This is a genomic window from Streptomyces sp. NPDC047880 (genome assembly GCF_040706515.1).
In the GTDB taxonomy this organism is placed as follows: Bacteria; Actinomycetota; Actinomycetes; order Streptomycetales; family Streptomycetaceae; genus Streptomyces.
In genome coordinates this window covers 431,510-458,445 of the sequence record NZ_JBEZOK010000001.1, presented here as the reverse complement: position 1 = coordinate 458,445, position 26,936 = coordinate 431,510, and the positions used below count along the sequence as shown (strand labels likewise).

The 26,936-nt window shown below is 71.7% G+C and carries 24 protein-coding genes and 1 tRNA gene; 14 read left to right on the top strand and 11 right to left on the bottom strand.

Features of this window, described 5'->3' with window-relative positions:
* The first annotated feature begins 310 nt into the window (after positions 1–310).
* From AB0937_RS02275 to AB0937_RS02260, 4 genes are all read left to right on the top strand, one after another.
* Complete coding sequence (locus AB0937_RS02275; RefSeq protein WP_366709052.1) at positions 311–1,636, top strand: extracellular solute-binding protein; 1,326 nt, start codon at positions 311–313, stop codon at positions 1,634–1,636.
* Positions 1,637–1,641: 5 nt separating this feature from the next.
* Positions 1,642–2,655: a sugar ABC transporter permease gene (locus AB0937_RS02270; protein WP_366709051.1), complete on the top strand. Its 1,014-nt coding sequence runs from the start codon at positions 1,642–1,644 to the stop codon at positions 2,653–2,655.
* Positions 2,656–2,667: 12 nt separating this feature from the next.
* Positions 2,668–3,573, top strand: coding sequence for a carbohydrate ABC transporter permease (locus AB0937_RS02265; RefSeq protein ID WP_366709050.1), 906 nt, complete (start codon positions 2,668–2,670; stop codon positions 3,571–3,573).
* Between the two features lie 92 nt (positions 3,574–3,665).
* The gene (locus AB0937_RS02260; RefSeq protein ID WP_366709049.1) at positions 3,666–5,102 is read left to right on the top strand and encodes a GH1 family beta-glucosidase; all 1,437 of its coding nucleotides are present in this window, start codon (positions 3,666–3,668) and stop codon (positions 5,100–5,102) included.
* 116 nt (positions 5,103–5,218) lie between these two features.
* Here AB0937_RS02260 and AB0937_RS02255 read toward each other — a convergent pair whose 3' ends face one another.
* The 5 genes from AB0937_RS02255 to AB0937_RS02235 form a co-directional block, all read right to left on the bottom strand.
* On the bottom strand, positions 5,219–6,106 hold the full coding sequence (locus AB0937_RS02255; protein ID WP_366709048.1) for a carbohydrate ABC transporter permease: 888 nt from the start codon (positions 6,104–6,106) through the stop codon (positions 5,219–5,221).
* Positions 6,103–7,086, bottom strand: coding sequence for a sugar ABC transporter permease (locus AB0937_RS02250; protein WP_366709047.1), 984 nt, complete (start codon positions 7,084–7,086; stop codon positions 6,103–6,105). The genes AB0937_RS02255 and AB0937_RS02250 overlap by 4 nt, the downstream gene beginning before the upstream one ends.
* Before the next feature lie 31 nt (positions 7,087–7,117).
* A complete protein-coding gene (locus tag AB0937_RS02245) occupies positions 7,118–8,431 on the bottom strand; it encodes an ABC transporter substrate-binding protein (RefSeq protein ID WP_366709046.1) in 1,314 nt (437 codons plus the stop codon).
* 187 nt (positions 8,432–8,618) lie between these two features.
* Positions 8,619–10,016, bottom strand: coding sequence for a HAMP domain-containing sensor histidine kinase (locus tag AB0937_RS02240; protein WP_366709045.1), 1,398 nt, complete (start codon positions 10,014–10,016; stop codon positions 8,619–8,621).
* On the bottom strand, positions 10,013–10,711 hold the full coding sequence (locus AB0937_RS02235; protein WP_366709044.1) for a response regulator transcription factor: 699 nt from the start codon (positions 10,709–10,711) through the stop codon (positions 10,013–10,015). The genes AB0937_RS02240 and AB0937_RS02235 overlap by 4 nt, the downstream gene beginning before the upstream one ends.
* A gap of 130 nt (positions 10,712–10,841) precedes the next feature.
* On the opposite strand from AB0937_RS02235, the gene AB0937_RS02230 reads away from it, so the two are divergent.
* Positions 10,842–11,351, top strand: a complete 510-nt coding sequence (locus tag AB0937_RS02230) for a hypothetical protein (protein WP_366709043.1) — start codon at positions 10,842–10,844, stop codon at positions 11,349–11,351.
* Positions 11,352–11,394: 43 nt separating this feature from the next.
* Here the strand turns inward: AB0937_RS02230 and AB0937_RS02225 are convergent, their stop codons facing one another.
* Positions 11,395–12,264, bottom strand: coding sequence for a fused MFS/spermidine synthase (locus AB0937_RS02225; protein WP_366709042.1), 870 nt, complete (start codon positions 12,262–12,264; stop codon positions 11,395–11,397).
* A gap of 65 nt (positions 12,265–12,329) precedes the next feature.
* Positions 12,330–12,719 carry a hypothetical protein gene (locus AB0937_RS02220; RefSeq protein WP_366709041.1) on the bottom strand — a complete coding sequence of 130 codons (390 nt, stop codon included), beginning with the start codon at positions 12,717–12,719 and terminating at the stop codon, positions 12,330–12,332.
* Positions 12,720–13,016: 297 nt separating this feature from the next.
* Here AB0937_RS02220 and AB0937_RS02215 point away from each other — a divergent pair, with 297 nt between their 5' ends.
* Positions 13,017–14,468, top strand: coding sequence for a hypothetical protein (locus AB0937_RS02215; RefSeq protein WP_366709040.1), 1,452 nt, complete (start codon positions 13,017–13,019; stop codon positions 14,466–14,468).
* 3 nt (positions 14,469–14,471) lie between these two features.
* On the opposite strand, the gene AB0937_RS02210 is transcribed toward AB0937_RS02215, so the two are convergent.
* Positions 14,472–15,065: a histidine phosphatase family protein gene (locus AB0937_RS02210; protein WP_366709039.1), complete on the bottom strand. Its 594-nt coding sequence runs from the start codon at positions 15,063–15,065 to the stop codon at positions 14,472–14,474.
* A 187-nt stretch (positions 15,066–15,252) separates the two neighbouring features.
* Here AB0937_RS02210 and AB0937_RS02205 point away from each other — a divergent pair, with 187 nt between their 5' ends.
* The 7 genes from AB0937_RS02205 (at position 15,253) to AB0937_RS02175 (ending at position 21,811) form a co-directional block, all read left to right on the top strand.
* Positions 15,253–16,263: a phosphatase PAP2 family protein gene (locus AB0937_RS02205; protein ID WP_366709038.1), complete on the top strand. Its 1,011-nt coding sequence runs from the start codon at positions 15,253–15,255 to the stop codon at positions 16,261–16,263.
* Positions 16,214–17,386 carry a hypothetical protein gene (locus AB0937_RS02200; RefSeq protein WP_366709037.1) on the top strand — a complete coding sequence of 391 codons (1,173 nt, stop codon included), beginning with the start codon at positions 16,214–16,216 and terminating at the stop codon, positions 17,384–17,386. Before AB0937_RS02205 ends, AB0937_RS02200 begins: the two co-directional genes overlap by 50 nt.
* Positions 17,377–18,969 carry a hypothetical protein gene (locus tag AB0937_RS02195; RefSeq protein ID WP_366709036.1) on the top strand — a complete coding sequence of 531 codons (1,593 nt, stop codon included), beginning with the start codon at positions 17,377–17,379 and terminating at the stop codon, positions 18,967–18,969. The genes AB0937_RS02200 and AB0937_RS02195 overlap by 10 nt, the downstream gene beginning before the upstream one ends.
* Positions 18,966–20,300, top strand: coding sequence for an AAA family ATPase (locus AB0937_RS02190; protein WP_366709035.1), 1,335 nt, complete (start codon positions 18,966–18,968; stop codon positions 20,298–20,300). Before AB0937_RS02195 ends, AB0937_RS02190 begins: the two co-directional genes overlap by 4 nt.
* A gap of 188 nt (positions 20,301–20,488) precedes the next feature.
* Positions 20,489–20,857, top strand: a complete 369-nt coding sequence (locus tag AB0937_RS02185) for a hypothetical protein (RefSeq protein WP_366709034.1) — start codon at positions 20,489–20,491, stop codon at positions 20,855–20,857.
* Positions 20,858–20,988: 131 nt separating this feature from the next.
* Positions 20,989–21,744, top strand: a complete 756-nt coding sequence (locus AB0937_RS02180; RefSeq protein ID WP_366709033.1) for a bifunctional DNA primase/polymerase — start codon at positions 20,989–20,991, stop codon at positions 21,742–21,744.
* A tRNA-Lys gene (locus tag AB0937_RS02175) sits at positions 21,735–21,811 on the top strand. The genes AB0937_RS02180 and AB0937_RS02175 overlap by 10 nt, the downstream gene beginning before the upstream one ends.
* 74 nt (positions 21,812–21,885) lie before the next feature.
* Here AB0937_RS02175 and AB0937_RS02170 read toward each other — a convergent pair.
* On the bottom strand, positions 21,886–23,181 hold the full coding sequence (locus AB0937_RS02170) for a M6 family metalloprotease domain-containing protein (RefSeq protein ID WP_366709032.1): 1,296 nt from the start codon (positions 23,179–23,181) through the stop codon (positions 21,886–21,888).
* 277 nt (positions 23,182–23,458) lie between these two features.
* On the opposite strand from AB0937_RS02170, the gene AB0937_RS02165 reads away from it, so the two are divergent.
* Positions 23,459–25,324: an EAL domain-containing protein gene (locus AB0937_RS02165; protein ID WP_366709031.1), complete on the top strand. Its 1,866-nt coding sequence runs from the start codon at positions 23,459–23,461 to the stop codon at positions 25,322–25,324.
* Here the strand turns inward: AB0937_RS02165 and AB0937_RS02160 are convergent.
* Together AB0937_RS02160 and AB0937_RS02155 are read right to left on the bottom strand one after the other, a co-directional pair.
* Entirely contained in the window at positions 25,294–26,406 is a 1,113-nt protein-coding gene (locus AB0937_RS02160; protein WP_366709030.1) for an LLM class flavin-dependent oxidoreductase, read from the bottom strand. The two genes, AB0937_RS02165 and AB0937_RS02160, sit on opposite strands and share 31 nt — an antisense overlap.
* A 90-nt stretch (positions 26,407–26,496) precedes the next feature.
* Positions 26,497–26,766 (bottom strand): hypothetical protein, encoded by a 270-nt coding sequence (locus tag AB0937_RS02155; protein WP_366709029.1) that lies wholly within the window; start codon positions 26,764–26,766, stop codon positions 26,497–26,499.
* Positions 26,767–26,936: the final 170 nt, after the last annotated feature.

The following is a 26,936-nucleotide window of genomic DNA, read 5'->3' as shown; positions in this document are numbered from 1 at the left end:
CCTTCCGTTTCGGCCGGACGCTCCGGTGCGACCGGTGGTCCGGATGGCTCGACACCACCGGCCCGGCCCCCAACCGACATCGGTCCGGGTCCAGTTAACAGCCCGATAACTGAACGCATCTCCCCCTGTCCGGTCCCTTGACACCCCCGCCGCGACCGGGGACTCTTCAACACATCACTGGTGGGAGCGCTCCCACACTACCTGACACATACACAACCCGCACGTTCCCCGCCCGAGCCTTAAGCGCGTAAAACGGTCCGACACAGCAGTTGGCCGGGGGGTCGGCACGTCAGGGCAACAGGAGGACGACATGCGAGCACGCATCCGAACCGCCCGCAAGGCGATGGTCGTCGCGGCCGTCGCGTCGCTGGGCGCCGGGCTGCTGGCCGGCTGTGCCGACGACGGCAAGGACGACGGCTCCGGTTCCTCGTCGGGCGACAGCGGCGGCAAGACCACGATCACACTCGGACTCTTCGGCACCATGGGCTTCAAGGAGGCCGGCCTCTACGCCGAGTACGAGAAGCTCAACCCGAAGATCAAGATCGCCGAGAACGTCGTCGAGCGCAACGAGAACTACTACCCGGCGCTGCTGAATCACTTGACCACCAACAGCGGCCTGCAGGACGTCCAGGCCGTCGAGGTCGGCAACATCGCCGAGATCGTCACCACCCAGTCCGCCAAGCTGGAGGACCTCTCCAAGGTCTCGGGCGTCAACAAGGCCGACTGGCTGGACTGGAAGTGGCAGCAGGCCACCACCAAGGACGGTCAGACGATCGGCCTCGGCACCGACATCGGCCCGATGGCGATCTGCTACCGCAAGGACCTCTTCAAGAAGGCCGGACTTCCCACCGACCGCGCGGAGGTGGGCAAGCTGTGGGCGGGTGACTGGAAGAAGTTCGTCGACGTCGGTGAGCGCTACAAGGAGAAGGGCCCCAAGGGCACGACCTTCATGGACTCTCCCGGCGGTTTGATCAACGCGGTCCTCAGCAGTGAGAAGGAGAAGTTCTACGACGCCTCCGGAAAGGTCGTCTACAAGACGAACCCGGCCGTCAAGAGCGCCTTCGACCTGACCGCCGAGGCTGCCGAGAAGGGCCTGGTCGGCGCGCAGACCCAGTTCCAGCCGGCTTGGGACCAGACGATCGCGAACAACAAGTTCGCCGCGATGGCGTGCCCGCCGTGGATGCTCGGCTACATCAAGGGCAAGTCGCAGCCCGACGCCAAGGGCAAGTGGGACGTGGCCGTGGCGCCCAAGTCCGGTAACTGGGGCGGCTCCTTCCTGGCCGTGCCGAAGAACGGCAAGAACGTCGAAGAGGCCAAGAAGCTGGTCGCCTGGCTGACCGCGCCGGAGCAGCAGGCGAAGCTGTTCAAGGTGCAGGGCAGCTTCCCGAGCGCGCAGGCCGCCTTCGACAGCCCCGAGGTCACGGGAGCCAAGAACGACATGACCGGCGACGCTCCGATCGGTGAGATCTTCGCCGAGGCCGCGCAGCAGATACCGGTCCAGGTGATCGGCCCGAAGGACCAGATCATCCAGCAGGGTCTGACGGACAACGGCGTCATCCTCGTCACGAAGGGCAAGTCCGCGAAGGAGGCCTGGGAGACGGCGACGAAGACCATCGACAACAACCTGGACCAGTGACCCGCATGTCCACCCGTCACGACACCGCCGCGCCCCCCGCCAAGGAGGGGGGCGCGGCCCCGGGCCGCCTGCCCGCCACCTCCGACTCCGAGCAGGATCAGCGGCGCCGGGCCAAACTCTCCCGCCGCTGGCAGCGGGACGTGCGCTGGAGCCCGTACGCCTTCGTCTCGCCGTTCTTTCTGCTGTTCCTGGCCTTCGGCCTCTTCCCGCTGATCTACACGGGCTGGGCCTCGCTGCACCAGGTGGAGCTGACGGCGCCCACCGACATGAACTGGGTGGGGCTGCGCAACTACACCCGCATCTTCGACGACGAGTTCTTCTGGAACGCGGCGAAGAACACCCTGACCATCGGCATCATCTCCACGGTCCCGCAGCTGTTGATGGCGATGGGCATAGCCCACATCCTCAACTACAAGCTGCGCGCCTCGACCTTCTACCGGGTCGCGATGCTCGCCCCGTACGCCACCTCGATCGCCGCCGCCTCCCTGGTGTTCGTGCTGCTCTTCGGGCGTGACTACGGAATGATCAACTGGGCGCTGGACATCGTCGGGGTCCACCCGGTCGACTGGCAGGGCGACAAGTGGCCCTCACAGATCGCCGTCTCCACCATCATCATCTGGCGGTGGACCGGCTACAACGCGCTGATCTACCTGGCAGCGATGCAGGCCATCCCGCAGGATCTGTACGAGTCGGCCGCGTTGGACGGCGCCAGCCGCTGGCAGCAGTTCCTGCACGTCACCCTGCCGTCGCTGCGTCCGACGATCCTGTTCACGGCCGTGGTGTCGACCATCGGCGCCAGCCAGGTCTTCGGTGAACCGCTGCTGTTCGACGCCAACAAGGGCGCGTCCGGGGGCGCGGAGCACCAGTTCCAGACGCTCGGCCTGTACCTGTACGAGCAGGGTTGGGTGAACCAGCACCTGGGCCGCGCCTCGGCGATCGCCTGGACGATGTTCCTGATCCTGATCGTCATCGGGGTCGTCAACTACGTCATCTCGCGCCGGCTGCGCGCCAGTAGTTAAGGAGTTGTGGCCGTGACGACGACTGTGACGCCCCCCGAGACCGCACCCGCCCGGCACCCCAAGCGTTCGCGCCTGCCGAAGTCGGCGCGGGCCGGCGGGACCCTGCACGGCGGTCCGATCGCGTACGCGATCCTGATCCTGTTCACGATCGTGTCGCTGTTCCCGCTGGTGTGGACCGCGATCGCCGCCTCCCGTGACAACCAGCGCCTGGCGCAGACGCCGCCACCGTTCTGGTTCGGCTCCAACTTGTTCAAGAACCTGGAGATCGCCTGGACGGACGCCAACCTCGGCGAGGCGTTCCTCAACACCACGATCGTGGCGGGCATTTCGGCGCTCACCATCGTCGTGCTGTCGACGATCGCCGGGTTCGCCTTCGCCAAGCTGCGTTTCAAGGGCCGCAATGCGCTGATGCTGATCGTCATCGGCACGATGATGGTGCCGCCGCAGCTGAGTGTGATCCCGCTGTACATGATGGTCGCCAAGCTGGACTGGACCGACCAGCTTCAAGCGGTGATCTTCCCGTCGCTCGTGAGCGCGTTCGGCGTGTTCTTCATGCGGCAATACCTGCTCCAGGCGCTGCCCGACGAGATCATCGAAGCCGCCCGGGTGGACGGCGCGAGCAGCTGGCGGGTGGTGTGGCACGTGGTGTTCCCGGCCGCCCGGCCCGCGATGGCGGTGCTCGGCATGCTGATGTTCGTGCAGACGTGGAACGACTTCCTGTGGCCGTTCCTGGTGCTCACCCAGACCGGCAACCCGACCGTGCAGGTCGCCGTGGCCGGCCTCGGCCGCGGCTACACCCCCGACCAGTCCCTGATCATGGCGGGCGCGCTGCTGGGCACGCTGCCGCTGCTGCTGGTCTTCGCGATCTTCGGCAAGCAGATCGTGGGCGGCATCATGCAGGGCGCCGTCAAGGGCTGAGCCCCGCTTTCCCGGGGGCCGAGCCATTGCCGCCTCGGCCCCTTTCCCCCATCCGCTCGTCGGTCCACACGACCCCTTTTGGGAGCGCTTCCATGTCTGACTCCGAGAACCCGGCCACTCCGGTGACCTTCCCGCCCGCCTTCCTGTGGGGCGCGGCGACGTCCGCGTACCAGATCGAGGGTGCGGTGCGGGAGGACGGCCGGACGCCGTCGATCTGGGACACCTTCAGCCACACGCCGGGCAAGACCCTCGGCGGTGACCACGGTGACATCGCTGTCGACCACTACCACCGCTACCGCGACGACGTGGCGCTGATGGCGGAGCTGGGCCTGGGCGCCTACCGCTTCTCCATGTCGTGGTCGCGGGTGCAGCCGACCGGCCGGGGCCCTGCCGTGCAGAAGGGTCTGGACTTCTACCGGCGGCTGGTGGACGAGCTGCTGGCGAAGAACATCAAGCCGGCCATCACGCTCTACCACTGGGACCTGCCGCAGGAGTTGGAGGACGCGGGGGGCTGGCCGGAGCGCGACACGGCGTACCGGTTCGCGGAGTACGCGCAGATCGCCGGGGAGGCACTGGGCGACCGCGTCGAGCAGTGGATCACGCTCAACGAGCCGTGGTGCAGCGCGTTCCTGGGGTACGCCTCCGGGGTGCACGCCCCGGGCCGTACGGACCCGGCGGCCTCGCTGCGTGCCGCGCACCATCTGAATCTGGCGCACGGCCTGGGCGCGTCCGCGCTGCGGTCGGTGATGCCGGCCCGCAACACGGTCGCGGTGAGTCTCAACTCCTCTGTGGTGAGGCCGCTTTCGCAGGATCCGGCGGATCTGGACGCGGTCCGCAGGATCGACGACCTGGCCAACGGTGTGTTCCACGGGCCGATGCTGCACGGTGCCTACCCGGAGTCGCTGTACGTGGCGACGTCGGGCCTCACGGACTGGGACCACGTTCTCGACGGCGACCTGGAGCTGATCAACCAGCCGCTGGACGCGCTGGGCCTCAACTACTACACGCCGTCGCTGGTGTCGGCGGCGGACGTGTCGGCGAAGGCACCGCGCGCCGACGGTCACGGGGCGAGCGACCACTCGCCGTGGCCGGCCGCGGACGACGTCGCGTTCCACCAGACGCCCGGCGACCGCACGGAGATGGGCTGGACGATCGACCCGACCGGCCTGCACGAGCTGATCATGCGCTACACGCGCGAGGCCCCGGGCCTGCCGCTGTACATCACGGAGAACGGCGCGGCCTACGACGACAAGATCGACTCGGACGGCCGGGTGCACGACCCGGAGCGGGTCGCCTATCTGCACGGCCACTTGTCGGCTGTCCACCGTGCCATCGCCGACGGCGCGGACGTCCGGGGCTACTACCTGTGGTCCCTGATGGACAACTTCGAGTGGGCGTACGGCTACGGCAAGCGCTTCGGGGCGGTCTACGTGGACTACGCGACGCTGGACCGCACGCCGAAGACGAGCGCCCGGTGGTACGGGCGGGCGGCGCGGACCGGGACGCTGCCGGAGATCGAGGCGGTCTGACCGACGGGGGGCGGGGCGCGGCACGATTAGGGGAGTGCCGCGCCCCGGCCGCGCTTCAGCGGTGGACGCGCATCCGCGTCTCCACCGCCGGGCGGGGCATCTGCCGGGGGCGGGCATCAGCCCTTGTTGGCGCCCAGGGTGAGGCCGCTGACGAACTGGCGCTGGAGTGCGAAGTACACGATCAGGGTGGGGATCGCGGTGAGCAGGGCGCCCGCGGCGACCAGGTTGGGGTCGGTGAAGTACTGGCCGGAGAGGTTGTTCAGCGCCGAGGTGATCGGCATGTTCTCGCCGGTGGAGATGAGGACGATGGCCCAGAAGAAGTCGTTGTAGATCCAGATGGAGAGCAGGGTGGCGAGGGCGGCCATCGCCGGTTTGCACAGCGGCAGCACGATCTGCCAGTACAGCCGCCACACGGAGGCGCCGTCGACGAGGGCGGCCTCGGTGAGTTCGTGCGGCAGTGAGCGCATGTAGTTGCTGAGCACGAAGGCGCAGAAGCCGGACTGGAACGCCACGTGGATCAGGACCAGGCCGAGCGCGGAGTCGTAGAGCTTGCCGCTCATGGTGATGCCGGGCAGGTCGATCAGCAGGTAGAGCCGGTACAGCGGGGTGATGATGACCTGCTGGGGCAGCAGGTTGCCGGCCGTGAACACCAGCAGCAGGAAAAGGTTGAGCCGGAAGTCGAAGCGGCTGACGTAGAAGGCGACCATGGACGACAGCAGCAGGGTCAGGAGCACGGCCGGGACCGCGATCAGCAGCGTGTTGCCGAAGTAGTGCAGCATGTCCGACTGCTGGAAGGCGCCTGTGAAGTTGTCGAGGGTGAGCTTGTCGGGCCAGGAGACGTAGCCCTTGGTGCTGGTCTCCGCGTACGGCCGCATCGCGGCGAGCAGCGCCCACAGCAGGGGCGCGAGCCAGGCCAGTGCCGTGACCACGAGGAAGGTGTGCAGCAGGATCCGGGCGGGGCGGACGGGGGTGCGCTGCTTGCGCGAAACACTCAGGGTGCTCATGCGCGCCGCTCCTTCCGGAAGGTCGCGATCAGATACGGGATGATCACCGCGAGCGAGATCACCAGCAGGACGACGGCGATGGCGGAGCCGTAGCCGATACGGCTGGACTCGCCGATGATGTTGTTGGTCACCAGGATCGACAGCAGCTCGGTGCCCTGGGCGCCCTTGTTGAAGACGAAGACCAGGTCGAAGGCGCGCAGGGCTTCGATGATCGTGACGACCAGGACGACGGTGTTGGTCGGGCGCAGGGTCGGGAAGATGACGTTCTTGAACGTCTGCCACTCGCTCGCGCCGTCCAGGGCGGATGCCTCGCGCAGGGCGGGGTCGACGCTCTTCAGGCCGGCCAGGTAGAGGATCATCATGTAGCCGGCGTGCCGCCAGGACGCGGCGACCAGGACGGCCCACAGGTTGAGGTCCGGGTCGCCGATCCAGTCGATGTAGTGGCCGGGCTTGTTGGCGCCGACGATGCTGTTGATCAGGCCCGTGTCAGGGTTGTAGATCAGCTGCCAGACGAAGCCGATGACCGCCAGCGACATCACGACCGGCAGGAAGAACGCCGTCTGGTAGACGCGGCTGAAGCGGATCTTCTTGTCCAGCTGCACGGCCAGGAACAGGCCGAAGGGCGTGGGCAGCAGGATGAGCACCACGAACCAGATGACGTTGTGCTCGACGGCGGGCCAGAACTGCGGGTTGCTGGTGAACAGTTCACGGAAGTTCTGCAGTCCGACCCACTGGATGGAGTCGAAGCCGATGCCGTCCCAGGTGGTGAAGGCCAGCGCGATCGAGGCGAGGGCCGTCAGCCAGACCAGGGCGACGTGCAGGACCGTGGGCACGCCCGCCATCAGGCCGAGCGTGGCGCGGTCGCGGCGGGTGAGCAGCCGCCGGTGCCCGTGGGGCGTCGGGGCGGGCGGGGACGTGGGGGCGGGCTCCGGAGCCGGGGGGAGGGCCGGCTCCGGAGCCTTCGCGGGGGTGGCGGTCATGTCGGATCCGAGTCGTCGAGTCTCCGTTCGGTCAGGAGGAGGCGAAGATCGTCTTCTTCTGGCGTTCGATCGACGAGAGGATGCCGTCGACGTTCTTGGGGTTGCGGACGAAGTTCTGCAGGGCCGGCTGCATCACCGTGGACGTGAAGTCCGGACGGGAGTCGCGGTCCATGAACTGCGTCAGGCTCTTCGCGCCGGAGATCATCTCGTAGGACTTCTTCTGCAGCGCGGTGTAGGAGGAGGTGTCGGCCTTGGTGGAGGCGGCCACCACGCTGGAGTCGGCCTTGAGGTAGATCTGCTCGGCCTCGGGCGTGCCCAGGTACTCGAGGAGCTCGACCGCGCCGTCGCGGTTCTTGGGGGCCTTGGAGAGCATGAAGCCGTCGGTGGGCGCCTCGACGGTGTCCTGCCCGAACTGCGGGTCGATCTCCGGGAAGGCGAAGAAGTCCAGGTCGTCCAGGTCGGCCTTGTCGGTGAACTGCTGGCCGACGAAGGTGCCCAGCAGGTACATGCCGGCCTTCTTGGCCACGAGGGTCTGCGCCGCGTCCTGCCAGGTGCGGCCCACCGCGCCCTCCTGGTGGTAGGGCAGGATCTCCGTCCAGTGGTCGAAGACCTTGCGCACCTTGGGGTCGGTCCAGGAGGCCTTGCCGGCCATCAGCTCGACGTGGAAGTCGTAGCCGTTGGTGCGGAAGTTGATCTGGTCGAAGGTGCCCATCGCGGGCCAGGCGTCCTTGTCGCCGAAGGCGATCGGGACCAGCCCGTCCTTCTTCATCCGCTTGCACAGGGCGACGAAGTCGTCCCAGGTGGCGGGGACCTTGTAGCCGTGCTGCGCGAAGACGCTCTTGCGGTAGAAGACGGCCCACGGGTACGTGTACAGCGGCACGAAGTAGTACTTGCCGTCCTCGCCCTTGCTGAGCTTCCGCATCGCCTCGGGGAAGTTGCCTCCGATCTTCTGCCACACGTCGTCGATCGGGGAGGCGAGCTTCTTCGCCGCGAAGAACTGCATGCGGTAGCCGGCGAACCAGGTGAACACGTCGTCGGGCGTGCCCTGAAGGTAGGAGTTGATCTGCTCCTGGAACGTGTTGTGGTCCTTGGTGTTCACGTCGACCTTGATGCCGGACTGCTTGGTGAAGGCGGCGTAGATCTCGGCGAACGCCTTCTTCGGCACGGCGTCGGACGAGTTGGAGCCGAGACTGACCGTCTTCGGGTCGGCGGACGAGCCACTGCCGCCGCATGCGCTCAGCAGGGGTATACCGGCGCCGAGCAGGGCCGCGCCGCCCATTCCGCGCAGCAGGGTGCGGCGGCTGGGAGCGGAGAGGGAGAGACCGGAGGGAGAGAGGTCGTGCATGGACTGCTCCTGAAGGCAGGGTTCGGCCACGAGGGGTGTGGCGTGAAATCCAGTCGCAATCGACCAGAAATCAACTTGACCGAACACGGTGGCGCAATGACAGCCGTATGTCCGGTCACCCGTCAAGAGTCGTTGCCGCCATTTGTCGAAACGTGACCGTCCCGTGAAGACGCGAGGTCGGGAGGGCTCAGCGGGACCGGGCGCGGTTGTACACGGCGGCGAGCCTGCCGGGGCGGCGGCGCCGCAGCTGCCGGCGTCCGCTGCCGGCCGGGGCGCGGCCGTCCAGCTGGATCCAGATCCGCACCTCGGTCCCGCCGAGCACCGAGGAGCCGATCCGCACGTCCCCGCCGGTGGACTCCGCGAGACGGCGCACGATGTCCAGGCCGAGCCCGGTCGAACCGTCGTTCCCGGAGCCGCGGCCGCGCGCCATCGCCGCCTCCGGGTCGGGTATGCCGGGGCCCGCGTCGGAGACGAGGACGATCACCGCGTCCTCGCCGTTGTGCACGTCGACCGCGAACGCGGTGCCCTCCGCGGTGTGCCGGAAGACGTTCCCGAGGAGCGCGTCGAGCGCGGCGGCCAGGTCGGCGCGGGCCACGGGTATGCGAACCGGCCGGTCGGCCCCGGCCACCCGCCACTTGCGGCCCTCGTCCTCGGCGAGCGCCGACCAGAACGCCATCCGCTCGCGGACCACCTCGGCCGCGTCGCACCCGGCGCCCGGCCCCGCAGCGGCCGTCTGCGGCTTGGCCTCCCGCGCCGTGCGGATGATGGTGTCGACCTCGCGCTCCAGCTGCTCGACCGCGGTCCGGGTCTGGTCGGCGGCCGGTCCCTCGCCGAGCGAGGCAGTGTTGAGCCGCAGCACGGTCAGGGGCGTGCGCAGCCGGTGGGACAGGTCGGCCGCCAGCTCCCGCTCGTTCGCCAGGAGCTGGACGACCTGGTCGGCCATCGAGTTGAACGCGACCGCCGCGAGGCGCAGTTCGCTCGGGCCTTCCTCGGGCACGCGGGCACCCAGCCGGCCCTCCCCCAGGTCGTGCGCCCCCTCGACCAGGCGCTGCGCGGGCCGGACCATGCGGACGCCCAGCCGGTCGGCGACCGCGACCGAACCGAGGATCAGCGCCACCCCGACCCCGGCGAGCACCGCCCAGGCCGTCCCGACGCCGTTGGTGACGTCGGACTCCGGCACGTACACCTCGACGACCGCGATCCGGCCGGTGCTGAGGGCGACCGGCTGGAGGAGTGTCCAGCCGCCGGTGACGCCGGTGGTGGAGGCGCGGCCCAGCTCGCGCACGGCCGCGATGTCCTCGTCGGCGGCGCGACGGCGGCCCAGTTCGAGGGCGGCCCGGCCGTCTCCCGCGGGGAGGTGCACGGCCATCCCGGCGTCGGAACCGGCGGCGGCGACGACGCGTTCGAGCTGGTCGCGGTCGGTGGTGATGGACAGGGCGGGGGCGACGGCCGCGGCCTCCCGCTCGGCGTTGGAGTAGGCACGGTCGCGGGCCAGCTCGCGGATGACGAGTCCGAGCGGCACCGCGAAGGCGACCACGACCATGGTGGTGACCGCCAGCGACACCTTGACCAGGGCCCACCTCATCGCGGCGCCCCCGGTGGTTCGAGCTTCACGCCGACGCCCCGGAGGGTGTGCAGATAGCGCGGGCTGGCCGCCGTCTCGCCCAGTTTCCGGCGCAGCCAGGACAGATGGACGTCGATGGTCTGGTCGTCGCCGTAGGACTGCTGCCACACCTCGGCGAGCAGTTCCTTGCGGGGGACGACGACGCCGGGCCTGCGGGCCAGGAAGGCGAGCAGGTCGAACTCGCGGCGGGTGAGGTCGAGTCGGGTGCCGTCCAGCTCGGCCTGGCGGCGCAGCGGGTCCACGGTCAGGCCGCCGACGCGGATCGCGGGGGACGGCTCCCCGTCGGCGGCGCCGGAGCGGGCACGGCGCAGCACGGCCGCCATGCGGGCCGAGAGGTGCTCGACGGAGAAGGGCTTGGTCAGGTAGTCGTCGGCCCCGGCGTTGAGCAGCCGGACGACCTCCGTCTCGTCGTCCCGGGCGGTGGCGACGATCACCGGGACGTCCGTGATCCCGCGCAGCATCTTCAGGGCCTCGGACCCGTCGAGATCGGGCAGTCCGAGGTCGAGGATCACCACGTCGAAGCGGACATGGGCGACCTCGCGCAGCGCCTCCAGTGCCGTCCCGACACTGCGCACGGTGTGCGAGGCGTCGGTCAGGTGCCGGATCAGCGCGGAACGTACGAACTGGTCGTCCTCGACCACGAGCACACTTGCCATGCGCCGCACCGTACGCCATCTCGAACAGCCGGGTGCGGGGCTGTGGACAACTCCCCGGCTGTGGGCAACTTGCCCTCGCGGGAATGCGTTTGCGGGCGGCGTGTGGGGTGCGTGAGGCAGTATGGCCGCGATGCGCAGAGGACTCGTACACGTACTGGCATGGCTGCTCGCCACGGGCGCGGCGGTCACGCTGTCGTGGTGGGGTGTCCACACGGTGATGGCGGGAACGGCCTACGACCCGCCGCGCGCCCTGCCCGTCAAGGCCGCCGACGCGTCGTCGACGCGGGAGCCGAAGGCGTCGGCCACACCGTCGGAACGGACACCTCCGCCGAAGCGGCGGCAGCCCGGCACGTCTCCGGCGTCCAAGAAGCCGAGTTCCGCCCCCACGCCGCCGCCCCGCACCGCCCCCGCCGCCTCCGGCCGGGTCAGGAGCTACGACACCGACGGCGGCCGGGCGGTCTTCGACCTCGGGAGGACGTCCGCCTCGCTGGTCTCGGCGACGCCCGGGGCGGGCTGGTCGATGCAGGTGTGGAAGACGGAGTCGTGGATCCGCGTGGAGTTCTCCTCGGGCGCGGACCGGGTGTCGGTGTTCTGCACCTGGCACGACGGGCCGCCGCGGGTGGAGATCGGGACCTACTGAGCGCTGTGGTCGGCCGTCGGCACCCATGAGCCGTCATGCCCGGTCATCTGAACACCGATACGGGCGGTGCCGGTGAGGCCACCGCCGCGAGGTCCGTGACGGGCGCGGCCCCGCCGGTGAAGTCGGTGAGCGTCCTGCCGTGTTCGACCCGGGCCGGGTGCGGATCGGAGGCGGCGAGGCGGGTCAGCTCGGCGACGGGCAGTGGACGGTCGGAGGCGACCAGGACGGCGTTGCCGAAGCGCTTGCCGCGCAGCACCGCCGGATCCGCGACCAGCGCGAGCTGCTCGAAGCGGGCGGCGGCGGTGGCGATCTGGCCGCGCAGGTGGGCGAGCGGCGGTCCGTCGGCGAGGTTGGCGGCGTAGACACCGCCGGGCCCGAGGGCTCTGCGCACGTCGTCGAGGAACTCGGTGGAGGTCAGGTGGGCCGGGGTCCGGGCGCCGCTGAACACGTCGGTGATGACGAGGTCGGCCCAGCCGTCCGGCACCTTGGCGAGGCCCGCGCGGGCGTCCGCGGAGCGCACTCGTATGCGCGCGTTCGGATCCAGCGGCAGCTCCCGGCGGACCAGTTGGACGAGGGCGCCGTCCCGTTCGACGACCTGCTGGGTGGAACGGGGCCGGGTGGCGGCGATGTAGCGGGCGAGAGTGAGGGCGCCGCCGCCCAGGTGCACGGCGTGCAGGGGCCGGCCGGGCGGTGCGACGAGGTCGATCACGTGGCCGAGACGGCGCTGGTACTCGAAGGACAGGTACGCCGGGTCGTCCAGGTCGACGTGCGACTGCGGGGCTCCGTCGATCACCAGGCTCCAGGCCCGGGCCCGCTCGCGGTCGGGGATGAGCTCGGCGAGTCCGCCGTCGACGCTCTCCACCACGGGCTGAGCACCGGCCTGTCTGCGTCGGCCGCCCTTGGACTTTCCCATGGGGTCATTATCGGGGTCGTCCGTTAAGGGGGGCGTACGCTCCTGCCGCCCGGTGGACGGGGGACTCAGCGGCAGCTGTCCGCCGCCCTGATCATCCGGGCGGCCTCCCCCAGGGCCTCGCGCAGCACCGCGGGGTCGGTCGCGAGGTCCGCCTCGCCGGGTGGCAGCAGCCAGTCCGAGCCCGCGACGGGAGGCTCGGGCGTCAGGGCGGGCCCGCTTCCGTCCGTGCAGGTGCTGCCCGGCACGTCCCACGCGGCGGCCGTCCCGGGCGGCACGAGGAAGCCCAGGGTGTCGCCGCCGTCGTCGTGCAGGACGGGGCCCACCGCGTCCGCCGGTCCGCGGCGCAGGATGTCGACCGCCTCCAGCCCGTGCCGCGTCGGCACCGTCACCACATCGCAGCCGGCCGCCGGTGTACCCGGCGGCGTACGAGGATCGTTGATCCGGCTGGTCTCCATCCGGCCTCCACCACGAAAACCCCTGCTTGGACGAACGGTCGGGAGTCGGGGGCCTCCCGGTCCGCGAGGTTCAACGCGGCAGAGCGTCAACGGCTACGGCGGAAGTCAGCCGCAAAGGATGGCACTTCATGGCAGATCACGGATGAGATATCCGGTTTGTAGCCAAACACAGCGTGGCGACTCCATCACAGCAGGTACGTTCTTGCTCGCCGGACACGAGGCGAATCCTGTGGTCGATCCATCACAAGTCACCCCACATCCGGCATGGTTCGACGGTTCGCACGGGAGGACCCGGCCATGGCGTCGTCAATGGTGACCTCGTCTCAACCCAACCGGCCGCCACGGCCCAATCTCGTCTTCCGGCGGCTGCGCGGACAGCACTCGCCGACCGAGTTCGCCGCGGCGATCCGGCGCGCCGGACTCGAGATCGGCGAACAGGTCAGCTGTGACGCTCGCTACATCGGCCGGGTCGAAGCGGGCGAGATCCGCTGCCCCAACTACGCGTACGAACGGGTGTTCCTGCACATGTTCCCTGGCCGCACGCTGACCGACCTGGGGTTCGCGCCCCGCTCGTCGGTACGCGGACGCCGGGCGCGCGACACCGAGGACGCGCCCCTGCCGCGCACCGTGAACCCGGCGAAAGCCACGAGTGAGACCAGCAGGGCGTGCGAGCCGTATGAAACACGGAACCCGTACGACCCGTACCACCCGCACGACACCTACGAGGAGAGCGACGTGCTACGTCGCGCGTTCATGACCGGCGGAGGCGCCACGGTGGCCGCCGCCTCACTGGGGCCCGTCGGCCTCGCCCTCGACGCCGCGGCGGCGCAGCGCCCCGTGCACCGCGCCGGGGCGAGCGACGCGGGGGCCCTGGAAGAAGCCGTCCGCCGGATCAGGCTGCTCGACGACCGGCACGGGGCCGACGGCCTCTACCGGCGCGCCGCCGCCCCGCTGCGGGCCGCCTACGCCCTGCTGGACGCCGGCGCCACCCGGCAGACGACGGCCGACCGGCTCTACTCCGGCGCCGGTGAACTGGCCATCTCCGTGGGCTGGCTGGCCCACGACTCGGGGCGCTTCGACGACGCCCGCTCGCACTACGCGGAGGCGCTGGCGACGGCCCGGATGACCGGGGATCCGGGGCTGGAGGCGCACGCCTTCTGCAACACGGCGTTCCTGGCGCGTGACGCCGGCCGGCCGCGCGAGGCGGTCCGGGCGGCCCAGGCCGCGCAGCGCGTCGCCCGGCCCGTGGGATCGGCCCGGCTGATGTCGCTGCTCGCGCTGCGCGAGGCCGGCGGCTGGGCCGGACTCGCCGACCGCGTCGGCTGCGAACAGGCACTGGCCCGGGCCCAGGCCTTCTTCGAACGGGGCCCGTCGGACGCCGACCCGGAGTGGATGAGTTTCTACGGCGAGGCCGAACTGGAGGGCCTGGAGGCACAGTGCTGGTCCGCCCTCGGGGACTGGCCCCGGGCGGCACGGCACGCGCGCCGGGCGGCCGGGCTGCAGGACCCGCACTTCACGCGGAACATCGCCCTGTACACGGCGGAGCTGGCCGACGACCTCGCGCGCGGGGGCCGGCCGGACGAGGCGGCGGTGGCGGGCATGCGGGTGCTGGACCTGCTGGAGGAGGTCCAGTCGTCCCGCGTGCAGACCATGCTGGCCGCGACGGCCCGGGTGCTGCTGCCGCACCGCCGGGCCTCCGGGGTGTCGGCGTTCCTGGACCGGCACGCCTCGGCTCCGCGCAAGGCGTGACAACTATGCGAGGTGCCCCAGGTCGTTCCAGCTCTCGATCGCCGGCTCCCCGTAGGCCCAGCCCAGCACCGACAGCGACGTCGGGTTCAGCCGTATCCGGGCCGCGAAGTCGATCGGGAGGCCGAGCCAGCGCGCCCCGATGGAGCGCAGGATGTGCCCGTGGGCGAAGACCAGGACGTCGCGGTCCTCGGAGCGGGCCCAGGAGACCACCTCGTCGGCCCGGGCCGTGACCTCGGCGAGCGACTCCCCGCCCGGGACGCCGTCGCGCCAGATCAGCCAGCCGGGCCGGACGGCCTGGATGTCCGCGGGGGTCATGCCCTCGTACGCCCCGTAGTCCCACTCCAGCAGCGCGTCCCAGGTGCGCGCGCGGTCACCGAAGCCGGCGATCTCGCAGGTCTCCCGCGCGCGTGCCAGCGGGCTGGTCCGCACCTCGACGCCGCCGAGACCGTCGTACGGCGCCCGGTGCAGGCGCTCGCCGAGCAGTTTGGCGCCGCGCCGGCCCTCCTCCAGAAGTGGCACGTCGGTCCTGCCCGTGTGCTTGCCGGACAGGGACCACCCGGTCTGTCCGTGGCGGGCCAGCAGGATGCGCGCGGCCATGGGGAACCTTTCCGGAAGAACAACGCAAGGGGAACTCCTCCATCATCGCGCACGCCCTCCACGGGCAACCCGGGGGGCGATCCCTGCGTCTTCGAGGGCCGGAGGCGCGCCCCGGGGCGCGCGCCCACACCGTAAAGTGACACGGCCGAACGGGTTACGCGTGATGACGAAGGGGGAGGACGATCGGATGCCGCACACCGATACACCGGGCACCGAGGCTGCCCCCGCGCCCAGGCTGCGCTGGTGGACCGAGCTGCCGCTGATCCTGCTGGTGTACGCGTGCTACTCGGCCGGCCGGCTCCTCGCCCGCGGCGACGTCTCCGGCGCCGTCGACAACGGTCTGACGATCCTGCGCTTCGAGAAGGCGCTGTATCTCAACTTCGAGCACCCGCTCAACCGTTTCTTCACGCGCGAGGCCTGGATAGGCATACCCGCCGACTTCTTGTACGCGTCGCTGCACTACCTGGTCACCCCGGCCGTGCTGGTGTGGCTCTTCCGCTCCCGGGCCGTGCGCTACCGCGCCGCGCGCACCTGGTTGATGACGTCCACCCTCATCGGTCTGATCGGCTTCACCCTGCTGCCGACCTGCCCGCCCCGGCTCCTCGACGCGAGCCACGGCTTCGTGGACACGATGGCCCAGTACAGCTCCTACGGCTGGTGGGGAGGCGCGGCGAGCGCGCCGCGCGGCATGGGGAACATGACCAACCAGTACGCGGCGATGCCGAGTCTGCACGTCGGCTGGGCCCTGTGGTGCGGCGTGATGCTGTGGCGCTTCGGCGGTACCCGCGCGACGAAGGCCGCCGCCGTCGCCTATCCGCTGATCACGACGATCGTGGTCATGGGCACCGCCAACCACTACTTCCTCGACGCGGTCGCGGGCGCGGCCGTCATGGGCGCCGGGCTACTGCTGGCGCCGCTCGTGATGCGCGCCGCGGACCGGGTCAAGGCGCGGTTCGTACGGCCGGCACCGGTCGCGGCGGACACTCCGGCCGGCCTCGCCGCCGACCTCCCCGCCTCGTCCCCCACCGGCTCCGCCGCCGCCTCTCCCGCCGCGGGTTCCTCGATTGTCAGTGCCGGATGCCAGACTTCCGCGGGTGAGCGAATTCCACGGCAGCGCGAGTCGCGGCTCGGAGCGGGAGCCGAGCCGGGTGCCTCCCCCAAGGACGCGGGGGACGGCGCTCCGGCACCGGCTCGCTGAGCTGCGCGGCCCCGACGTACCCGCGAAGGCACTGGACGCGCGCGCCCTGGCGGCGCTGGCCGCCAACCCCGGTTGTGCGCGGCGCGCGATCCTCGACGGCGCCGGGGTGAACAAGGCGGCGCTGGCCGGCGCGCTGGGCTCGCCGTCGGCCTTCGGGCAGTCGCAGTTCGCGCTCACCCGGGGCAACGCCTTCGAGGCGAAGGTCAAGGCCGACGGCGGGGCGGAACTGCTGCGGCTGGTGCACGACAAGCTCGACCGGTCCGCCGAGCCGCCGGTCGCCGCGCGCGTACCGGACCTGACGGCGACCGGACCCCGGGGGCGCACGGCCCGTACGGAGCTGGAGCTGCGGGAGGCCGCCGCGCGCCCGGGCACGTGGACGCTGCTCGACCACCCGATGCTCGCGCTGGACGTCGCGGGCTCCCCCGCGTTCCTGGAGCCGGACGCGGTGGTGGTCCATCCGGACGGCGGCTGGACGGTCGTGGAGATCAAGTCCTTCCCCCTGCTGGACGGTTCGGCCGACCCGGCGAAGGTCGGGGCGGCGGCCCGGCAGGCGGCGGTGTACGTCCTGGCCCTGGAGGAGCTCGCCGCGCGGCTCGGCGCGGAGCGGGAGGGCGACGCCGGCGCCGAGGGGGCCGAGGGAGCCTCGGTGTCCGCCCCGCGTGTGCGGCACCGGATCCTGCTGGTGTGTCCCAGGGACTTCTCCAATCTGCCGGCCGCGTCCGCCGTCGACATCCGCAAGCAGCGGGCGGTGACGGCCCGCCAGCTGGCCCGGCTGACCCGCATCGAGGACATCGCCGACGCGCTGCCCGAGGGCACGTGCTTCTCACCCGAGCTGCCCGCCGAAGCGCTGACGGCGTCCGTGGAGTCGGTGCCGGCGGCCTACGCGCCCGAGTGCCTGTCGGCGTGCGAGCTGGCGTTCCACTGCCGGAGCCGGTCCCGGGAGGCGGGCGCGGTGACCTCGCTCGGGCGCCCGGTGCGGGCGGAGCTGGGCGGTCTGACGACCGTGGAGGACGTCCTCGCCGCCGCGCGCGGCGAGGCGGGCGATCCCGACGACCCGGCCGTGGCGGCCCTGCGGCGGGCGGCCGCCCTGCGTGCCGAGGCGCTGGAGGCGGCGTGTCGCTGATCTCCACCCTGGCCCGCCTCGAAGCCGTCAGCACGGGCCGCGCCCAGCCCTCCGCCACCGTCCGGCACCGGCATCTCGGGGACCGTCCGCTGGTGTTCGTGCCGCTGACCACCGCCGGTGAGGCCGGCGCCCCGCTCGGCGCGCTGGTCGGCACCGACCGGGACGCGCCCCGTCTGCTGGTCGTTCCGCAGCCCCGCGACCGCGACCTCAGGTTCGCCTTCCTGGCCGAACTGGCCGACATCGTGCTGCCGTACGTCGACTCCTGCGCCGAGACCGTGGAGGCCGCCGAGCGCACCGAGACCGACCCGGAGACCGGCAAGCGCGTCAAGGTCGAGGTCGACCTGTGCGCGGACGCGCCGCAGCTGATCGTGCCGAGCCGGGCGGGCATCGACCTGGTGCGGCTGCTCGGGCGCTCGATGCGGTTCCGGCGTACGGCGGAGCAGGATCCGCAGGCGCCCTACCCGGCGCCGCCGCGGGTGCCGCTGCTCGGGCGGTGGCTGACGCACTTCGGGGAGCGGGCCCGGGTGCCCGGCTCCTCGCTGCTGCTGGCGATGACCGACGTCCTGGGCCGGCACTGGGTGACGGGGCAGTCCACCCTGGAGGACCAGCATCTGGGGGCGCTGCTCGCCTGGATCGACCCGCCGGAGGGTGTCACCGGTGCCGAGGCCGCGCTGCGGGCCGAGCTGGAGCGGGACGCGCGGGGTCAGCTGACCTGTCCGCCGGCCGGTCCGGCCACCGACCCGGCGTTCGACAACAAGCTGCTCGCCCCGGCCATCGAGCGTTACGACCGGGCCCGCACCGCCCTCGCCGCCGCCGGGGACGGCCTGGAGGCGGACGACCGGCTCGGTGCGCTGACCGCCGCCGAGCGCGAGATCCGGGACCTGGTGCTCAGCCGCACCCGGCCCACCTGGGACGCGGTCTGGCGGGGCCTCGACCTGCTGCGGGAGCTGCCTGAGGGGGCGCGGGTCGAGGAGCGGTGGACCCGCGACCGCTGGTCTTTCACCGGCCACCGCGACCGCGTGCTGGCCGGCGAGCCCCCGCAGCCGCGCCGCGACGACGCGGTCACCGCGGCCGGCAAGCTCGCCACGCGCGAGCGCGAGCAGGCCCGGCTGGAGGCCCAGGAGGCCCTCGACGACCCGCTGGTGATGGCGGGCCGGCGGCTGTCCGGGGAGGCGTTCGCCGGTGAGGTCACCGATGTCGTGATGGCGTACAGCGAGGGCAAGCGGCCGAGCCCCCGCCCGCTGGTCACGGTGCGCACGGACGACCGGCCGCATCTCGGCGAGCGCACGAAGGTGTACCGGTCGCTGGGCGGCAAGCCGCAGTCGGCGGAGTTCGTCGCGGCCGAGGAGGACGGTGCGGTTGTGGTACTGCGGGTGCTCGACAAGATGGGCCGCGGCAAGGAGCCCGAGCCGGGTTCGGTGCCGGAGAAGGGCGACCGGGTCTGCTTCACGCTGTTCGAGCACGAACAGCGGGGCGGCGCGAAGCTGCCCGACCCGGAGGAGACGCCGTGGACGCACGGCGGGCCGCCGGGTGAGGCGACCCTGGAGGCCGCCGACCCGGTGACCGAGGAGGATGTGCTGTGACCACGGTGTTCGACCCCTCGGCCGCCGCGGCGCAGGCCACCGGCGCGATCCTGCACGACACGCTGCACGGCACCGCCCGCGGTGTCGTCGTGGACTCCCCGCCGGGCGCGGGCAAGTCGACCCTGGTGGTCCGGGCGGCCCTGGACCTGGCCGAGGCGGGCCACCCGCTGATGGTCGTCGCGCAGACCAACGCCCAGGTCGACGACCTGGTGGTGCGGCTCGCCGAGAAGAACCCCGGCTTGCCGGTGGGGCGGTTGCACAGCAGCGACTCCGACCCGTACGACAAGGCGCTCGACGGTCTGGAGAACGTCCGCAAGTCCGCCAAGGCGGCCGACCTCGCCGGGCTCGCGGTGGTGATCTCCACGGCGGCGAAGTGGGCGCACGTCAAGGTCGACGAGCCGTGGCGGCACGCGATCGTCGACGAGGCGTACCAGATGCGCTCGGACGCGCTGCTCGCCGTGGCCGGGCTGTTCGAGCGGGCGCTGTTCGTGGGCGATCCGGGGCAGCTCGACCCGTTCGCGATCGTGGGCAGCGAGCAGTGGGCGGGCCTGGCGTACGACCCGTCCGCCTCGGCGGTGACGACCCTGCTCGCGCACAACCCGGACTTGCCCCAGCACCGGCTGCCGGTGTCCTGGCGGCTCCCGGCCTCCGCGGCACCCCTGGTCTCGGACGCGTTCTACCCGTACACGCCGTTCCGCAGCGGCACCGGCCCCGGCGACCGGACCCTGGCCTTCGGCGTGCCGTCGGACGGTTCGGGCCCCGACCGGGTGATCGACGAGGCGGCCGAGTCGGGCTGGGGCCTGCTGGAGCTGCCCGCCCGGCACACGCCGCGCACGGACCCGGAGGCGGTCCGGGCGGTGGCCGTGGTCGTACGGCGTCTGCTGGACCGGTCCGGCGCCGCGACCTCGGAGCGCTCTTCGACCCCCTCGCCCCTCACGGCGGACCGGATCGCCGTCGGTACGGCCCACCGGGACCAGGCGGCCGCGGTCCGCGCGGCCCTGGCCGGCCTCGGCGTCACCGACGTGGTCGTGGACACGGCGAACCGGCTGCAGGGCCGCGAGTACGACGTCACGGTGGTCCTGCACCCCCTCTCCGGCCGCCCCGACGCCACGGCCTTCCACCTGGAAACGGGCCGCCTGTGCGTCCTGGCCTCCCGCCACCGGCACGCCTGCATCGTGGTCTGCCGAGCGGGGGTGACCGACCTCCTGGACGACTATCCGTCGACGGAGCCGGTCCAGTTGGGGACGGTGGTGAAGTTCCCGGACGGCTGGGAAGCGAACCACGCGGTGCTGGCGCACCTGGCGGAGCACCGGGTGGGCTGGCGGCCGTGAACGGTGCCTGGGCACCGTGTGGCAGCCGTGATGTGGCCGGAAAGCGACGTGCCCCCGACGCCCTGACGAACACCGGGTGGTGCGACAGCCGTACCCACTACCGCGATGCCCACTTGCGCGCCCGCGAGACAATGGACGGTGGCCCATCCACCGGGAGGGTCGTGCGCGACGTACGAGGAGGAGAAGACATGGCGGAGCCCACGCCGCGTCGGAACGAACCGCGGCTACGCCCCGCGCCCCTGCTCTTCGAGCCGGCGGAGGCGGCCTCCGACCCTGAGCACTTCTTCGACCTCGAGTCGATCGACGACCCCGGGGCGCTGCTGGCCCGGGCGACGGAGCTGACGCTGGCGTTCCGGGCCGCGGCGGACCGGGCTGTGGAGTTCCAGGCGATGGCGGCGGCGCAGCTGGCCGATCCGCGGAAGTTCGACCGGCTGACCACCGCCGACATCGCCGAGCGGGCCGAGTGGACCGAGGACTACGCCAAGAAGATGGTCGAATTCGGACGGGACCTGATGCGGGGCGGCGTCGAGGGCCGGGGGCCCGGCAGCACCGTTTGAGACGCCCTGCGCGCCCCTCCCGATCACCTGGCATATGCCAGGCGGGCAAGATACCCCTTCCCACCCCCTCCTGTCCCGAATTCCCGCAACCCTCGGGAACCGCACGCTCACGGCCGGTAGACCTGGACGTCATGAGCAGCGCATGGAACGCCTCCGATGTCACCCCGGACGGGGCCGCCTGGCTCGCCTCGGCAGGAACGTATCCGCGAAGCACGCTCGCCCTCTGGGAGGAACGGCCGGACGCCCCGGTCGTGCTGCCCTGCGGGTCGGCCTTCGACGTGGTCAGCGCCCCCGCGCTGTTCGGCCGGCGGATGCTCGACCGACTGTGGGACGACGGCCCCGGCTCGGGGCCGGTCGCGGAGTTCCGGGGCCGGATGCTGCTGTTCGCCGCCCCGGGGACGGCACAGCGGCTCCCCGCGCTGCTGGAGTGGGAGGAGTGGGGCACGCGCGACCGGGACGACCAGGCAGTCCGCCGTGCGGGCTCCGTACCGCCGCTGCTGTGCCACGGCACGGGCGACGCGGTGACCGTCCCGGCCCCGTATCTGCGCACGCTCCCCACCGACCCGGCCCCGTCGGAGCGTGCGTCCACCGCTGCCCCGGTCCCTTCGGAGCGCACTCATCCCGCCGATCCGGCCCCCTCGGAGTTCACTCGCCCGGCCCTCGCGGACAGCTCCGCTCCCGCCCGCCGGGCGCCCGCTGGGGCCGCCGACCCCGTCCGCTCCGCCTCCCGCTGGCTCGTCGCCCCCGACACCCGTCAGCCCTGGCTTCCCGGCCCCGAGGTACTGCTCTGGGCGGCCGTCCGGGCGGCCCGCTCGGCGGTGCGGATTTCGATTTTTCCTCCCCCCGACCAGGGTGCTAAGGTCTACGACGTCAGCAGGCGCCGCTAGCTCAGTTGGTTAGAGCAGCTGACTCTTAATCAGCGGGTCCGGGGTTCGAGTCCCTGGCGGCGCACCAGACGGTGAGAGGCCCCTCGCGAGAACGAGGGGCCTTTCGCGTGCCCCACAGAGCCCTCGGCACCCGCAGTGCCCTCAGCGCCCCACCGTGATCTTCACCGTCCACGCCCCCGAAGCCGTGCGCCCCTCCACCCTCACCCGCACGTCTTCCCCCGGCACCGTGAAGCTCTCCCCGATGCCGATCGGGGCGTCCGCGAGGGGCGGGTAGACGGAGCTCTCCCAGCACGCGTCGGTGCGCGGGTGGGCGTCGATCACCTCGATGGGCCCGCCCCCGGACTGCGCACCGCCCCGCACCCGGTACACGAGCACCCCCTGCCGGCACGCGCCCGCGTCGTTGCCGACCGGCCCCCGCGCCTCGAAGGCGAGCACGCTGTCGACCCCCGTCCGCACCACCGCGAGCTTGGCGCCCCGCCCGAGTCCGAAGGCCTGTGCCCCCGCGGCCCCCGTCGCCGGGACCCCCGGCCCCGCGGTCAGCGGCTCCAGGGTCAGCCGGGCGGGCCCGGCGTCCTGCACGCACCGCACCTGCCGCGCGTCCAGCCAGCCCAGCTTCCACTTGTGCCAGGCGAAGAGGTCGGGCGCGAGCCCGAACTGGCTGCCCATCAGGTCCCAGTCGCCGACGTGCGTGTCCCAGTCGCCCTTGCCGTCCGCCGGCCGGTGGTACAGGTCGGGCAGGTCGAACACGTGCCCGGTCTCGTGGGCGAGCACGAGGCGGTCCGGCGGGTGTTGTTCGAACACCGTGACGATCCGGCGCAGGTCGGTGCCGTCGGCCCGCAGCGGGCTCGTCAGGTTCACCACCTTGGTCGCGTCCGAGTCGACGCCGGGCGCGTCGGGGTCGGCGACGAAGTACACGACGTCGTAGCGCGAGAAGTCGACCCGGGGGTCGGCCGCCGCGAGGGCGTCGCGCAGGTAGGCGGCTCGGCGCTCGGGGCTCCAGTCCCGCTTTATGTCGTACGCGGTGGACGGCTTCGGCATCCGGATCCAGTGCCGCAGCGCGTGCGGGCGCAGGGTGAAGCGGCCGTAGGAAGCCTGTTCGAAGAAGCGGGTGGTGGCCGGGAAGTGGTCGGCGGTCAGCTCCTGCGGGGTGGTCAGCGGGTGGGAGTCCGGGAAGGACAGGAAGACCATGACCGCGTCCAGGGACCGGACCGGGCGCGGGTAGGCGGCGTTCCAGGTGTCCAGCCCCTCCGAGTGATGGGCGTCGGTCCGGGTCAGTGCGCAGGGCGCCGCCGAGTCGGGTTCGGCGGCCGAGGGCCCGGCGCCGAGGGAGGTGGCGGCGAGCGCCGACATGGTGGTGAACACGGCCGCGGTACTGCGCAGTCGGGCGCGCGGAAACGGACGCGGCACGGGTACCTCCGGGTACGGTTCGCGGGACACCGCACCCAGCCTGTGTTGATTTGTCGTACTGCGCCCTGTTTGCCTGCACCGGTCGGGTGAAGGGGTCGAAAAATCACGGAAGCCGACACCCCCGAAGCACTCACAGAACGTCACAACTGGTCGGGGGCTTGAAGAAGGCGTCCAGGTGTGCGCAGAAACGATCTGGCAGAAGGGCCGATTGGCCGTGAAGACTGGACACCGGCTGGAAGGCACTGGGGCCAGCCTCTATGATCGGCACACTTTCCTGACCTTTCCTGCACGGACAGAGATCGAATACATGCGGGAGCGAGCGGTGAGCGGAACCTCCGAAGGGCCGGCGCCCGCAGCAGACCTGGACCGGCCGATCGTCACAGAGAGTGAGATCCATACGTCTCCCCGTACCGGGCCACCGTCCCGGCAGGCCTACCGCGCCGCCTTCACGGCCGCCCCGCTCGCCATGGCGGTCGTGGACCGCGAGGGCGCGGTCGTCAGCGCCAACGACGCGCTCGCCGCGTTGCTCGGCGGCGACCCGGAGGAGCTCGCCGGGTCCGTCGCCGCCGACCTGGTCGACCTCAGCTCCGACGCCCGCACCTGGCACGCCTACCGCGAGGTGCTGCGCGGCCGGCAGTCCCGGCTGCGCTGCACGCGCCGGCTCAAGCACCCCGACGGGCACTCGCTGTGGGTGCAGGTGACGGTCACCCCGCTGCCCGTCGAGGACAGCGGCGTCCTGCTGTCCGTCGCCGACATAAGCGCCCGGCGGGAACTCCAGGCCCGGCTACGGCACTTGCAGATGCACGATCCGGTGACCCGGCTGCCCAACCGCACCCTGTTCTTCGAACGGCTGTCGGCCGCGCTGGAGGCGGAGTCGTACGAGGAGAGCGGCACGGGCCGGATCGGGCTGTGCTACCTGGACCTGGACGGCTTCAAGGCCATCAACGACACCCTCGGCCACCGGGTCGGCGACCGGCTGCTGGCCGCCGTCGCCGAGCGCCTCACGCGCTGTGCGGACGAGGCCGGCCACGCACGGACCAGCACCCCGCTGGTGGCCCGGCTCGGCGGTGACGAGTTCGCGCTGCTCGTCGAGGACTCCACGGGCACCGAACAACTGGCCGATCTGGCCGAGTCGGCGCTGCGCGCGGTCCAGGACCCGTTCGACATCTCCGGGCAGCGGCTGTCGGTCTCGGCGTCGATCGGGGTCGTGGAGCGGCACGCGGCGGGCACGACACCCACAGCCCTGATGCAGGCGGCCGACACCACGCTCTACTGGGCGAAGGCCGACGGCAAGGCCCGCTGGACGCTGTTCGACCCGGAGCGCAACGCCCACCGGATGACCCGCCAGGCCCTCGCCTCCACGCTCCGGCCGGCCATCGACCGCGGCGAGTTCCAGCTGGAGTACCAGCCGCTGGTGGGCATGGAGGACGACCGGCTGCACGGGGTCGAGGCGCTCATCCGCTGGAATCATCCCCAGTTCGGCGTACTGACGCCGAATCGGTTCATCGGACTCGCCGAGGAGGACGGTTCGATCGTCCCGCTGGGCCGCTGGGTGCTGCGTACGGCCTGCGAGCAGGCCCGGCGGTGGCAGCTGGACCACCCGGACGAGCCGCCGATCTTCGTCAGTGTGAACGTGGCCGTGCGGCAGGTCTGGGACTCGGACCTGGTGGCCGACGTGGCGGGGACGCTGGAAGGGACGGGCCTCGCGCCGCACCTGCTCCAGCTGGAGCTGACCGAGTCGGCGGTGATGGGCTCCGCGGGCCGGCCCCTGCAGACCCTGAAGGCGCTCAGCGACATGGGGGTGCGGATCGCCATCGACGATTTCGGCACCGGCTACTCGAACCTGGCGTACCTGAGCCGGCTGCCGGTGTCGGTGCTGAAGCTCGACGGGTCCTTCGTGCGCGGCTTCCAGTACGACGAGCGGGAGGCGGCGGCCCGTGCCAACCCGGCCGACGAGGTCGTCGTCGAGGCGATGATCCAGCTCGCGCACCGGCTCGGGCTGACCGTCACGGCCGAGTGCGTCGAGACCTCGGCGCAGGCCACCCGGCTGCGCAGCATCGGCTGCGACACCGGACAGGGCTGGCTCTACTCCCGTCCGGTGTCGCCGGACCGCATCTCCGAGCTGCTGGGCACGCCGGACGTTCAGGCGGAGGCGGGCGTCGGCAAGCCGTAGGCGTCGGCGATGAGCTCGTAGGAGCGGACCCGGACGTCGCCGCCGTGCGCGTTGGCCGTGATCATCAGCTCGTCGGCACCGGTGCGCTTGGCGAGGTCGTCCAGGCCGGAGCGGACCTCGTCCGGGGTGCCGTGGATGACGTTGGCGTTCCAGGAGTCGACGAAGTCGCGCTCCATCGGGCTGAACTCGTAGGCCTCCGCCTCCTGCGGGGTGGGCACGAGACCGGGGCGGCCGGTGCGCAGCCGGACCATGCTGAGGGCGGCGGCCAGCACCTGCCGGCGGGCCTCCCGCTCGTCGTCGGCGGCGAACGCGGAGACGCCGATGAGGGCGTACGGCTCGTCGAGCACGGCGGACGGCTGGAAGGACTCGCGGTACAGGTCGAGCGCCGGGATCGTGTTCTGCGCCGAGAAGTGGTGCGCGAAGGCGAAGGGCAGGCCCAGGGCGCCGGCCAGGCGGGCGCTGAAGCCGGAGGAGCCGAGCAGCCAGAGCGGCGGGCGGTGCGGGGACTGGACGCCACCGGCGCTGGTGGCCTGGACCGGACCCGGTACGGCGTGGATGCGGCGGTAGGGGTGCCCGTCGGGGAAGTCGTCGTCGAGGAAGCGGGTCAGCTCGGCGAGTTGCTGGGGGAAGTCGTCGGCACCCTCGTTCAGCCGGTCGGTGCGGCGCAGGGCGGCGGCCGTGGCGCCGTCCGTGCCGGGGGCGCGGCCGAGGCCGAGGTCGATCCGTCCCGGGGCCATGGCCTCCAGCGTCCCGAACTGCTCGGCGATCACGAGCGGAGCGTGGTTGGGCAGCATCACGCCGCCCGAGCCGAGGCGGATGCGACCGGTGTGGGCGGCGAGATGGGCCAGGATCACGGCCGGGGACGAGGAGGCGACACCCGGCATGGAGTGGTGCTCGGCGACCCAGTAGCGGTGGAAGCCGCGGTTCTCCGCGAGACGGACCAGGTCGACGCTGGTGCGCAGGGCGTCGGAGGCGGTGCGGCCGGCACCGACGGTGACCAGGTCCAGTACGGAGAGGGGGACGGGGGCGCTGCCCTGCGCCGCGCCGCGTATCTCGTCGCCGCGTGTCTCGTCTGCCGCCACGGTGGGGTGCCTCCTGCTGTGGGCCGTGTGCTGTCGTTCCGGCTCTAACAGGGGACTGTCTCCGGTTATTCCCGGGGTACCGCCGGGCGGTCAGGCGGCCCGCTCCCAGTCGCTGCGCACGCTGTCGCGCGGGGGCCTGCGGTCAGCCTTCTCGCGGGCGCGCAGGACGGTCCAGGCGAGGACGGCCGCACCGGTGAGCCACCAGGGCAGCTGCCACACGGCACCCCACCAGCGGAACCGAGGATGGACGAAGGCGTCCAAGGCGGCACCGGCCATGGCCGCGGCCAGGCTCCAGCACAGCAGACGCCCGGCCAGCTGGACAGCGCTTGCAGAAGATCTGAACGGACCCGGTTCGGCCATCGGGGAGTCCTTCACGGCACGACTGGCTGCGGACGTGGTCAGTGTGCACGGGATGGACGACAGAAGGGGAACGCGCTTTCGGTCAACCCACGGGTCCCGTGATGCGGCGGAGTTGAGCATTCCTCAGCATCGGGTGGGGAGCTGGGGCGTCTTTGCCCCGCTCTGCACCG